The sequence below is a fragment of the Helicobacter sp. 23-1048 genome (genome assembly GCF_053654545.1).
This window is the reverse complement of the sequence record NZ_JBSIUT010000001.1, coordinates 1,319,963-1,332,301: the sequence shown is the minus strand read 5'-3', so window position 1 is coordinate 1,332,301 and position 12,339 is coordinate 1,319,963. Positions and strand designations below refer to the sequence as shown.

Below are 12,339 nucleotides of genomic sequence, written 5' to 3'. Positions count from 1 at the left end.
AGCGATTATAACGAATTTTTCAATATTTCCAACGAATTTTTATCGCCAAGACAAAAAATTTTTATATCTTTATCTGTAAATTCTTTGTGAAGTGTAATACCAAGTTTTTGCGCGTGGTATTGTGCTTTTGATATGGCGTTATAAGGGATTTTTATTTCTAAGATTTCTTGTTTGAGGTAGGGAATAAGCGTGGCATTTTTGATACATTCTTGCACGCTTTGTGTGTAAGCACGCACAAGTCCGCCCACCCCAAGTTTAATCCCACCAAAATAGCGCACCACCACACAACCTATATCAATGAGATTTTCTCCACGCAAGACATTGAGGATTGGCATTCCACTGCTTCCTTTTGGCTCACCATCATCGCTAAAAGATTCTGTGAGTTGATAAGTGTTTTGTGTGTCATAAAATCGCGTTGCATTAACAAAATGCACAGCCTTTGGGTGAGAATCTCTAAGGAGTGCTAAGGATTGTTTGAATTCTGCAATAGGAAAAAGGAAACTTAAAAATTTTGAGCCCTTAATCTCAAAAACACCGCTAGATTGTGTTTTGCAAGTTTTTATCGTCTGCTCTTTAGGCATTATCACTCGCTGTGTAAAAAATACGCAGCATTTTTACCCACAAGCACCATTGTGTTTTTAGGGAGATTCCCATAATCTGCTTCTGGTGCTTTGTAGTTTAGTTCGCGTTGTTTGTATTTATCAAGGCTTGTTAGTTCAAATTTTCCCTCAATAGTGCGTAAAAACTCAAATTCAAACACCATAGCTCTTTGTCTATCGCAAATCTTTCTAATGGCTGAATGGTTGCTAATCGTAATGATATGTTGTTTGATTTCAAAATTCGCTGTGTAGCTGTTACACCCTGTATTGCCTAAAACCCGCCTTTGTTCAATGTTGAAAACTAAAGTCGCTCCCTCGACAGCTTGGGTGAATTTTTGTCTAGATTCTACGCCAAGCACCACCCAATCTTTATCTTTTAGATTTACATTAAGACGCAATCGTTCAATATCTGTGCAAGCGGTAAAAAGACTAAATATTATAGTGTAAAAAATAAGAAAGGTTTTATTCATTCTTGCTACTCCTTAAAATCTTTAGTATTGTAATGCTTAAAAGCATACAAATTGTAAATTTGGTTGTTTTACGCAAAATTATGTTAGTTTGATAAATAATCTTTGCCAAGCCACATTTTTGCACTTGCTTTAAGCGCGCCTACATCATCACTAGCGTGGAAGCTAAGAGATTTTAGAATCTTATTTGATTGCAGGTTATAAGTGTTTTGGATATACTCCACAATCGCCTCTCCACTATGGATAAGAAGCGTTTGATTCCCAAAAAATTCTTGCAAACTCTGCGCGATAAGTGGAAAATGCGTGCAACCCAAAATCAATGCCTCTGGGCTTTGAATGTGAGCAAAATAATGCTTAAAGAGAGCAAGCAGAGGCTCACCGCTAAAGATTCCCTCTTCGACAAATGGCACAAAAAGTCCTGTGGCAAGACTCTTTATATTGTTAAATCCTTTTTGTCTAAGTTTTTTTTCATAGAGGTTTGAGCGAATAGTGGCTTTCGTGCCAATGACAAGGATTTGAGAATCTTTTGATTTAAGTTTGTTTTGTGTGGCGATTACACCGGGCGTTATCACCCCTACGACAGGGAAATTTGCACTTGCTTTAAGAGAATCTAGCGCATACGCACTCGCTGTGTTGCACGCGACAATAAGCATATCGACATTGTGTGAGGAAAAAAACTCTAAGGCTTGAAGTGAGAATCGAATGATAGTTTGTCTATCTTTAGTCCCATAAGGCACGCGCGCAGTATCGCCATAATAGATAACAGATTCAAAAAGCCTTGCCTCAAGTAGGCTTTTTAGCACACTTAAGCCACCAACACCACTATCAAAAACCCCAATTTTCATTTTCACACTCTGCGTTATTCTTGTGAGTTCATTGCACTTAGAAATTCTTGATTGTCTTTGGTTTGCTTCATTTTAGAGTAAATAAAACTCAACGCCTCCACATCGTCCATTGAGTGCATTACATTGCGCAACGCCCAAACTTTACTTAAGTTATCCTTGCCAAGCAAAAGTTCATCTTTTCGTGTCCCGCTTTTTAAAATATCAAAAGCTGGGTAGATTCTGCGTTCAGCGATAGCGCGTGCAAGAACAATTTCACTATTGCCCGTGCCCTTAAACTCCTCAAAAATCACTTCGTCCATTCTGCTCCCTGTCTCAATGAGTGCTGTGGCGATAATAGTCAAACTTCCGCCTTGCTCGATATTACGCGCCGCACCAAAAAATCGCTTAGGCTTATGTAAGGCATTGGCATCAACACCACCACTTAGCACCTTGCCACTTGATGGTGTCGCGGCATTATACGCGCGCGCTAATCTTGTGATAGAATCTAGCAAGATAACGACATCTTTGCCCATTTCAACCTGTCGTTTTGCTCCTTCGATGACAAGTTCAGCCACACGAATGTGGTTTGTCGCTGGGAGGTCAAAGGTTGAGCTAAACACTTGTCCCTTTACACTGCGCTCCATATCTGTTACTTCCTCTGGTCGCTCATCGACAAGAAGCACCATTAGTTCGACATCTGGGTGATTTTGCGCGATTCCGTGTGCAAGTTCTTTCATTAACTCTGTTTTTCCCGTGCGTGGAGGGGCGACTATAAGTGCGCGTTGTCCCTTGCCAATGGGGCTAAATAAGTCAAGCATTCGCCCTGTAATGCCTTGTGATTGGTATTCGAGTTTGAGTTGTTCAATAGGAAAAAGTGGCGTGAGGTTGTCAAAAAGTGGGCGGTTTTTAATTTCATCAAGTGAAATGAAATTAACCGCTTCGATTTTTAAGAGTGCGTAATATCGTTCTTGGTCCTTTGGTGGGCGCACTTGTCCCATTACAATGTCCCCATTCCTCAATGCAAAACGGCGGATTTGACTTTGAGATACATAAGTGTCATTTTGGCTATTGCTAAAACTCTTATCTGATGAGCGCAAAAAGCCGTGCCCCTCTGACATAATCTCTAACACACCCTCAAAAAGAATGTATCCACCTTGTGAAACCTGTGTCTTTAGAATCTCAAAAATCAAATCTTGGCGTAAAAATTCCTGTGGATTCTCTACACCAAGACTTGTGGCAATATCGATAAGTTTGGGGAGTGTCTTGCCTTTTAAATCTTCGATTTTATAACCCTCAACGGGCGTATGTGTGCGAGTTTTTGTCTCTGCCATAATTATTCCTTAATTTTGGAGTTGCGTTTTGAAAAACTTAAAAGCTTTGCTGGCTATGTTGAAGTTCTTGCAAGAAAAGTGGGATTGTATATAACCTTTCCTTAAAGTTAGCTAAAGCAAGGGCATTATAATATAAAATTATGGAATTTTGGTGTTTTTGTGATGATTTTTAATAAGAAGTCTAATGCGTTCAAATGTATCAAAAAGGACGCAGTCCTGCTCACAATGGTTAATGAAATCACCTTTGGCGTATTCATTGTATGGAATCTTAGTGGTATTTTGATTGTGTGTAGAAGTGTGTGTTTGATTGTGTGTGAAGTTTCTAGGGATATATGCCTTTATGGAATCCATCTTGCATAGCGTAGGAAATTTTTGTGGATTGTCCTTTATGCTTTGTAAGAGTTGCTTGCCGATATAGTTTATCTCTTGGCATAGACTTGGGTGTGTAACGGCAAAAAAAATCGTGCGCTCCTTATGATAAATATATGCAATGCGCTCTTTTAACGCTGGCGTGAGATATGCTGCTTTAAAGAGATTGATTTCATCTTTTATGCGCAGTGGTGCGTAAGATTTTTGTAATTTTAATAAGGATATGATATGTTGAGAATTTTTCATTTGGTAATGGTAGCATATTTAGCGATACTTTTGAGTGCTTGCGGGTATAAAAGCGCGCCATTTTATACAGGCGATACACACAATCAAAGCACGCAAAGCAAGGAGCAACAAAATAGTGATTCTACTTCTTCACACTCAAAGAGCATTCAAAGCATTGATAGCAAAGTCGTTACGGGAGGGGAGGGTGAGTAAAACATAATCCTTGTTAAATCTTAAGGAGCGCAAATACAAATAATTGTAAGCAAAGTGATAAAAACTTTGACACTTTGGCTTGACTTTTTGTAGTGAATCCTATATAATCGCTAGCTTTTTATTTGGTTTTGCTAAAAAGCAATCTTTTCTTTGTATAAATTTTTTGGAAATTGGGGTATCGCCAAGCGGTAAGGCACCTGGTTTTGGTCCAGGCATTCCGAGGTTCGAATCCTTGTACCCCAGCCATTTGTCGCGGGGTAGAGCAGTCCGGTAGCTCGTTGGGCTCATAACCCAAAGGTCGGTGGTTCAAATCCATCCTCCGCAACCAAATCAATTTTAATAAATCAAACGATAAAAAACCTCAAGTTGTTTATTATTGTTAAAGAGTTGGAGGACATAAAGAAATGGAAACAGCACAAATACTACAAAAACTTAAATCAAAGAAGGTTATAGCGGTTGGTGTCGCTACAATAGTTGTCATTGCCTTATATCTTGCTCAGGTGTTTTATATGGGTGGGGTAAATCAGAGGTTTTATGAAAATACGCAAAAGACAGCTAAAGAGCTCATTGGTGAGCTAGCAAAAATAGAAGAGGTATATGGACATTTTTCAATCGCAAATGAAACTTTTGAGCGAGGATTTTTTAGCTCAGAGGCAAGTTTTGATATACTTCTTGATGCTGCTGGTCTTGTTGGTGGAGGTGTTGGCGAAATTCCTCCAATAACCGTGAAAATAGAGCTAAAAAATAATATTTTTAGCTCACAAAATTACACAGCAAGGCTTGAAAATCCATTCCACGAGATGCTCTCAATACTTGCTAGTGCATCTGGGATAACGGTTAATATGGATAAAAATCTCATTGTGGCAAAGGCGAATATTTCTTTGTTTGGTGGGGCATCATTAGAGATGAGAATCAATGATATAACACTTAAGGCAAGTGATAATGAGCTTATGGAGTTTAAGGATTTTGTTGCAATGTTTAAGATTGATGGTGATAGCAAACTTACTTCTAGCTCTTTACACTTTGGAGGGTTTGAGATTAGAGATAAAAACGAAGCATATTATATGAAAGAAGTAGTTTCTAATACGAAGTTTAATGAACCCGTTGATTTCTTTGGTGCGATTGGATTAAAACTTGTGGATTATGACTCGCACACGAGCATCAAAAGTATGGGATTTAAGGATTTTGGCAATGGCGTGGAGATTCTTGAAACGACATTTGACATAAAAGCTCAAGCAAGTGATGATAAAAATTCTTCAAATAGTGGAGAGAGCGAGACATTTAATTTCAACACAACTACAAAAATTAAGAATCTTAACATAAATGAAAATGACAGCAAGATAGCACTTAATGATATAAACGCACAAATACTCATCAAAGAGATTCCTGTGAAGGTTTATTATCAGTTACTTGTTGCAATGTATGATACAAAAGAAATATTGGCTATGTTGGACAATGCAAGCAGTCAAATGGAGATTAGTGATATAAGTTTCCACAAAGACAACAATGATTTCAAAGCTAATGGCTTTATAAAGAAAATCAAAGGTGATGCAGAAGTGGAAGTGAATCTTTTACTTACGAGCAATGTGCATTTTAGTGAGCTTTTACCTGGATTTCTTGCTGATATAGAATTGATACAAAACAATGAGGGTAGGTATGTATTAGAGATTGTAGGTATGGGAGAGGATATGCGCTTTAATGGTAAAAGCTTTGTAGAATTTGCTGGGATTGATGATGGGCTTATTGATGATGAACAACCTGAACATATCGAAGCGATTGAGTTGCCTGAGGACACACAAATACCAGATGAAATAAATCCAACGCAACCACTCCGCAATCCTTAAGAATTTTTGTTGTATTTGTGTAAATGCAACCTAACTTCACAGATTAAACATACAATATATAAAATTAGCGATTTCCGTTGCCATAGAGGTTAATAGGGAATCGCTAATTTAATGTGTTACTATTCTAAACGCTATATTTTATTAGATACATATTTTCTTGTTGGAATATGTAATTTTTGTATGATTTTTTGTTATTATCCACACAAAGGGTAAAGAATTTATACCTAAAGCACAACAAATGGTGGATAAAATGCAACAAGAAATTTACCAAGACAATGTCTATCAACCTATCTTAGATTTAGATATATACGCAGATTCTCAAGTAGCACTGCTTAATGAGGTTAATGAAATTCGTCTTGATTACACTCCATTTGAGAATCATAGAAGTATTTTCCTTGAACCTAAAGTTGCCATTATCGGTGCGGGTGAGGGCGTGCAAAACTTCATTTCTATCTTGCAAAGCACAAATACACAAGACATCACTTGGGAGATTACACATATTGAGCCACAGGATTTTATGGGTGCAAATGGTAATCTTGGGAATTTTACTATTTTGCGCGCGCAAGATTCTCTTAAATCTACCCCATTGTGTGTGTCTCAAGTGATATTTTTTACGAAGTTTGATAATGTCGCGCGCATTAAGGGCGTGCATTTTGTCAATGAATATGCAAATCCAACTGAACTCATCAACGCGCTAACAAACTTTGTGGGTGCATACTCCTACGAAGTCCCATTAAACCTTAATCCCAATCTTTGTGATTTTTATCATCGCCGTGCTAAAGCAGATGGTAGCGGATATTGTGCTGCGTGTGTGGGGGTGTGCCAAACTTATGGAATCTACAAAGATGAGAGAAAAATGGAGATTAACCTAAATCCGCTTGATTGTGTGGCGTGTGGCGAATGTGTGAGTGTCTGCCCCACAGGAGCACTCTCCCGCATAACTGAAAGTTTAGAATCGCTTACCTTGCAAGCACGAATGTATAATGGTTATATACCGCTTGTGCTACAAGATTCTTGTATGAGTGAAGTGGCGGATGTTTTAAGAGATTTTAAGGGGAGCAAGGTATTACCATTTGTTGTTGCGCAACCCCATATTTTAAATGAGGTTATTTGTCTAAGTCTTATCCAAGAGAGTGGCTCTAGAGTGCTACTTTATGGTGATTTTACTCCAAGCAATATGCAAGCCATAGAGGGCATAAATGAAATCACGCGCTGTATTTTTGGCTTTGATACGCTTTTTGTAGCGAGCAACGCACAAGAGTTGCGCAATACAATAAATACAATCAAATCTTTAGAATCTCACACACATAATCTCGCCTATCTCTACACTCCAAATGCCGATGAGAGTGCCAAAGAAGTCCTATCAGCGCGTCTTTATGCGTGGGTTAGAGGCGGGAGTTTTGGCAGTGTGGGTGTGCGCTCGAGTGCGAATATCAAAGTGGATTCTCATAAATGCACGCTATGTCTCTCTTGTGTAGAAGCGTGTAATACAAAGGCACTCATCAATAATAATGCAAGTTTTGAGTTGCTTTTTAAACATAGTCTTTGCACGGATTGTGGATATTGCGCTGATGCGTGTGCTGAGAAAGTCATCACTATAGAATCTCGCACCTTGCACTTAGAGGCTCAGAGCTTTGAATATGTGCAAAAGGCGTATGATGAGCCATTTAAATGTGTAGAATGTGGGAAAATCTTTGCCACTACCAAATCTATCGCAAAGATTAAGGGCATTCTTGCAAGTAGCTTTAGCGGCGATGATATAAAAATGAAAAGTATTGAGTGTTGTGCGGATTGCAAGGTAAAAATCATCTTTGGTCCCAAAGGGAACTCATAGCAAGGAAATAAAATGGAAAATTTGCATTTTACTGACAAAAATACAAAAGATTTTAACCCTGCGTTGCAAAATTCCCTATTACAAGATGACGCCCAAAAAATAGATTCTAAGCGTGATGCTTCATTTCACCATAGAGAATCTAAGAGTGCTACCACACAAAGCCAAGAGGCGATAAACTCTGCTCGTGCGCTGTATTATGACTTCTTTGCAGGATTTTTTCTTTATGAGCTTATTGCAAAGCGGTTTGAGCTTTTTAACAAGCAAATTGAAGTGCTTTCTCAAGCTCCACTTAGTGATGAGGATTTGCAAAGTTTTGTAATGCTAAAAAATCACCTCTCAAATACCACTGCACAAGAAATAGCAAGGGAATACAGCGTGGCATTTAATATCCCATTTAACACAGGCAAAACCCCGCCATTAGTCAAGGGTCAAAAAGCCCGTTCATTTGGGAATCCACAAACTTTTCTTTATCTTTCGCATTATGTTGAGGGTTGTTTAAATGGCGAGAGTTTAGTAAAGGCAAAAATGCTCACCAAAAAAACAACTTTTCGCCTAAACGAAGAATTTAAAGAGAGCGAAGAGCATTTTGGATTTTTGTTAATGCTTATGCGCCATTTGCTTCAAGATTCTCAAAATACCCAAGCAAATGAAATATTTAAAGAATGTCTTAAGCCAATGGCGATGCCAATCGCACTTTCATTGCAAAAGCGAGATGATTTGCCTTGCTTTAGCCTTGTTGGCGCATTGTTAAAAAATTTCATCACAATGGAGGAGCATATCAACGGATAATTCAATATTAGCATTTGTTTAATGCCTTTATGCAAGTCTTAACCCAAAGATTTGCATAGGGGTATTAACCCCCTAAATCCACACTTAAGGAGTCGCGATGGCACAAGAGCAAAATGAGGTTCAATCTTCTAGTGAAATTGAATCAAGACGAGGCTTTGTTAAGGTTGCAGCGTTAGGTGGCGTTGGCTTGGCAGTTGGCTCGTTAGTTAGCGGTTGTTCAAAGGGAATTGAACAAAAAGAGGTTATTAAGGGGACAAGCAAGAAGCAAGAAGTCCTCCATAGAAGCGATACGAAGTATTGGCAGGAATATCTTGCTGTTGCGAAGTAGGCTTTGATAAGCAAAATAACAACAAAAGGAGTAAGAAATGAGTAACACAAATACGCGTTCAAACGCACGCCGTTCATTTCTTAAGCTCTCTGCGCTAGCGGGTGTCGCTGGAGTGAGTGGAGCGTTTGGAAGTGATAGCGAGCGTGTGATACGCAAGGCAAGTGAAGGCGAGCTAAAGGAAATGTTCCCCGAAGCAAAGCGTGTGAAAACAATATGCACACACTGCTCTGTGGGCTGTGGAATCATTGCGGAAGTCCAAGATGGTGTATGGGTGCGCCAAGAAGTAGCACAAGACCACCCAATCTCACAGGGCGGACACTGCTGTAAAGGTGCAGACTTGATTGATAGGGCGAGAAGCGAGACAAGATTGCGCTATCCATTACACAAAGTCAATGGCGAATGGCAACGCACAGATTGGGATAGTGCTATGGATAAAATTTCAAAGCAACTTCTCCAGATTCGAGAGGAGAGCGGACCTGATGCTGTTATGTGGATAGGAAGTGCGAAACTCTCAAACGAGCAGTGCTATTATTTGCGTAAATTTTCAGCATTTTTTGGGACTAATAACTTAGACCATTGTAACCGCGTTTGACATTCACCTACAGTCGCCGGTGTGGCGAATACATTTGGATATGGTGGAATGTCAAACCATATTGGTGATATGATGTTTTCAAAATACATTCTTATCATCGGGGCAAACCCAGCGGTAAATCACCCTGTATCAATGGTGCATATTTTGCGTGCTAAAGAGCGTGGAGCAAAGCTTGTTTGCATTGACCCGCATTTTAGTAAGACTGCAGCGAAATCTGATGAGTTCCATAGAATCCGAAGCGGGACAGATATTGCATTTGTGTATGGATTGTTGCATGTTATCATCAAAGAAAGACTTTATGATGAGCAATACCTTAAAGAGCGCGTTTATGGATATGAATCTATTATGAAAGAAGCAGAGAAATTCACTCCACAAGAAGTGAGTGATATTACAGGTATCCCAGCAGATTCTATCATTCACATTGCACGCGATATGGCGAGTGCCAAACCAGCGGCTGCAATTTGGAATCAAGGATTGACACAACACACAGTTGGGACATCAAATACGCGTATTGTGCCAATTTTACAAATGTTTTTAGGCAATATGGGTAAAAATGGCGGTGGCGTGAATATCTTGCGCGGGCACGATAATGTGCAAGGAAGCTCGGATATGGCAGCAAACCCTGATGTTTTGCCGGGTTATTACAACCTTTCAGAAACCTCTTGGAGACATTTTGCTAAGCATTGGCGTGTAGATTATGAGTGGCTTTTAGGTCGTTATAAAAGCAAGGAAATGATGGAAGCGGGTGGCTTTGCGCACTCTACTTGGAAATTTGGCGTGCTTAATCCTGAAAATGCTGAAAATAATGGTGGCACAATGCTTCGCGCATTAGTCGTAATCGGCACGGGTATGACAACTGTGAATCTCCTTGATTTGCAACGACAAGCGATGAACAAATTAGAGCTTGTAGTGTTTATCGACCCGTATGTTAATGACTTGGCGATTTATTGCGAAAAGGATAACAATCTCTACTTGCTCCCAGCAGCAAGCCAAATGGAGACTAGCGGTAGCCTAGCAGCAACTAATCGTAGCTATCAATGGAGAAGCAAGGTTATGGAGCCAATGTATGAGTGCCGAACAGACCACGACATTCTCTTTGATTTTGCGAAAAGAATGGGCTTCTTAGAGGAATTTCAGCGAAGTCTTTATGAGATTGCTAAATCTAAAGGGCGAGATGAATTTGTGTGGCCTGAAGATGCGACTACTGAATATACACAGAGCATACGAAGCATTGGTTTGCAAGGAATGAGCCCAGAGCGATTAAAAGCACATCAAGAGAATTGGCATATGTTTGATAAAGTAACACTCAGAGGAACAGGACCATTTAAAAACGAATACTATGGACTTCCTTGGCCTTGCTGGAGTGATAAGCACCCCGGAACCCCTGTATTCTACGATGACACTAAGCCTGTAATGGAAGGCGGAATGGGATTCCGTGTGAATTGGGGAGTGGAAAGCCCTGATGGAAAGTCTATGCTTTCTACTAGAAGCCTGCCAGATTCTAAAATTGCTGGACACGCTCCTATAAGTGCAGCAAATGCAGAATCTTTAGGACTTAAACTCACCGAAGAGGAGAAAAGACAAGTTGAGGGACAAACTTATGCGATAGGATTTGGTAACAATATCCTAGCGGAAAAGGCACTAGAGGCTGGACTTTGCCCTTATGGTAATGGTAGGGCGCGTATGGTGGTGTGGAATTGGTTTGATAAGATTCCATTGCATAGAGAGCCTTTACACACTGTGCGCCCAGACTTGCTTGAGAAGTATCCAAGTTTCCCTGATAGAAAGAATCTCTATCGTGCAAATATGGAATATCGCTCAAGACAAATGGAAAGAGAATGGACAAAAGAATATCCTGTCAATATGCTTAGCGGGCGATTAGTCGCACATATGGGGACAGGCACAGAGACAAGAAGTGCAAAATACTTGGCTGAAGTGTATGGTGAAATGTTTGTGGAAATCCACCCAAATAAAGCCGCTGAACTTAACATTAAAGACGGCGATATGGTGTGGTTACACGGCACAATGGGCACAAAAATGCTCACAAAAGCCAAAATTAGCCAACGCGTGGATTACAATAGTGTGTGGTTACCACAAAACTTCTCTGGTATGGACCAAGGAGAAAATTTGCTAAGCAAGTATCCAGCGGGCACAGAACCTTACGCCATTGGAGAATCTGCGAATATGATTTCAAGCTATGGTATTGATTACAACTCAGGTTGCCCAGAGACAAAATGCGGACTTTGCCGCATAGAAAAAGCATAAGGGGGATAAAATGAGTAACACAACAGCAGTTAATGGATTTAATGAACCCGGACACGCTCGCATTAAGTTTTACTGCGATGATTCTCGCTGTATTGATTGCCACGGCTGTGATGTCGCTTGTAAGGAAGCACACCACTTGCCTGTGGGAATGAACCGCAGACGCGTAGTTACACTTAATGACGGAGTTGTAGGAGCTGAGAAGTCAATTTCTATTGCTTGTATGCACTGCGCAGACGCACCTTGCTCAAAGGTTTGTCCTGTGGATTGCTTTTATATCCGTGCTGATGGCATTGTCTTGCACGACAAAAAGACTTGTATTGGCTGTGGCTACTGCCTCTATGCCTGTCCTTTTGGCGCACCACAATTCCCAAAAAGTGATGTCTTTGGCTCACGCGGCTCAATGGATAAATGCACATTCTGTGCTGGCGGACCTGAAGAGACACATAGCGAGGAAGAATGGCGTTTATATGGACAAAACAGAATCGCAGAAGGTAAAGTGCCTGCTTGCGCGGCAATGTGCTCTACTAAAGCATTGCTTGCTGGTGGTAGTGATGATGTGAGTGCCATTATTCGCTTAAGAAGCCTTACAAAAGGAGAGGGCGAGCCTAAGATTCCATATACTTGGGAAAAAGCGTATGGTAGCTGATAAGGGGGCGAGT

Annotated in this window: 12 protein-coding genes and 2 tRNA genes; 9 read left to right on the top strand and 5 right to left on the bottom strand. The window is 40.2% G+C overall.

The window, feature by feature from the left end:
- Positions 1–5 precede the first annotated feature (5 nt).
- The 5 genes from ACWIWK_RS06695 to ACWIWK_RS06675 form a co-directional block, all read right to left on the bottom strand.
- On the bottom strand, positions 6–581 hold the full coding sequence (locus ACWIWK_RS06695; RefSeq protein ID WP_454151967.1) for an IMPACT family protein: 576 nt from the start codon (positions 579–581) through the stop codon (positions 6–8).
- Positions 582–583: 2 nt separating this feature from the next.
- Entirely contained in the window at positions 584–1,069 is a 486-nt protein-coding gene (locus ACWIWK_RS06690) for an META domain-containing protein (protein ID WP_454151966.1), read from the bottom strand.
- A gap of 83 nt (positions 1,070–1,152) precedes the next feature.
- Positions 1,153–1,911: a glutamate racemase gene (gene murI, locus ACWIWK_RS06685; protein ID WP_454151965.1), complete on the bottom strand. Its 759-nt coding sequence runs from the start codon at positions 1,909–1,911 to the stop codon at positions 1,153–1,155.
- A 14-nt stretch (positions 1,912–1,925) separates the two neighbouring features.
- A complete protein-coding gene (gene rho / locus ACWIWK_RS06680) occupies positions 1,926–3,221 on the bottom strand; it encodes a transcription termination factor Rho (protein WP_454151964.1) in 1,296 nt (431 codons plus the stop codon).
- A 138-nt stretch (positions 3,222–3,359) separates the two neighbouring features.
- Positions 3,360–3,836 (bottom strand): hypothetical protein, encoded by a 477-nt coding sequence (locus tag ACWIWK_RS06675; protein WP_454151963.1) that lies wholly within the window; start codon positions 3,834–3,836, stop codon positions 3,360–3,362.
- Here ACWIWK_RS06675 and ACWIWK_RS06670 point away from each other — a divergent pair.
- The 9 genes from ACWIWK_RS06670 (at position 3,819) to fdh3B (ending at position 12,326) form a co-directional block, all read left to right on the top strand.
- Positions 3,819–4,028, top strand: coding sequence for a hypothetical protein (locus ACWIWK_RS06670; RefSeq protein WP_454151962.1), 210 nt, complete (start codon positions 3,819–3,821; stop codon positions 4,026–4,028). The genes ACWIWK_RS06675 and ACWIWK_RS06670 overlap by 18 nt on opposite strands.
- A gap of 171 nt (positions 4,029–4,199) precedes the next feature.
- Positions 4,200–4,274: transfer RNA gene (locus ACWIWK_RS06665), tRNA-Gln, on the top strand.
- A gap of 5 nt (positions 4,275–4,279) precedes the next feature.
- Positions 4,280–4,356, top strand: a tRNA-Met gene (locus ACWIWK_RS06660).
- Positions 4,357–4,432: 76 nt separating this feature from the next.
- Positions 4,433–5,872, top strand: a complete 1,440-nt coding sequence (locus tag ACWIWK_RS06655; protein ID WP_454151961.1) for a DUF945 family protein — start codon at positions 4,433–4,435, stop codon at positions 5,870–5,872.
- Positions 5,873–6,122: 250 nt separating this feature from the next.
- Complete coding sequence (locus tag ACWIWK_RS06650; protein ID WP_454151960.1) at positions 6,123–7,706, top strand: 4Fe-4S dicluster domain-containing protein; 1,584 nt, start codon at positions 6,123–6,125, stop codon at positions 7,704–7,706.
- 12 nt (positions 7,707–7,718) lie between these two features.
- Positions 7,719–8,495, top strand: coding sequence for a TorD/DmsD family molecular chaperone (locus tag ACWIWK_RS06645; RefSeq protein ID WP_454151959.1), 777 nt, complete (start codon positions 7,719–7,721; stop codon positions 8,493–8,495).
- 97 nt (positions 8,496–8,592) lie between these two features.
- Positions 8,593–8,823, top strand: coding sequence for a twin-arginine translocation signal domain-containing protein (locus ACWIWK_RS06640; protein ID WP_454151958.1), 231 nt, complete (start codon positions 8,593–8,595; stop codon positions 8,821–8,823).
- A gap of 37 nt (positions 8,824–8,860) precedes the next feature.
- Positions 8,861–11,680, top strand: coding sequence for a molybdopterin-dependent oxidoreductase (locus ACWIWK_RS06635; protein WP_454151957.1), 2,820 nt, complete (start codon positions 8,861–8,863; stop codon positions 11,678–11,680).
- A gap of 10 nt (positions 11,681–11,690) precedes the next feature.
- Complete coding sequence (gene fdh3B / locus ACWIWK_RS06630; protein ID WP_454151956.1) at positions 11,691–12,326, top strand: formate dehydrogenase FDH3 subunit beta; 636 nt, start codon at positions 11,691–11,693, stop codon at positions 12,324–12,326.
- Positions 12,327–12,339: the final 13 nt, after the last annotated feature.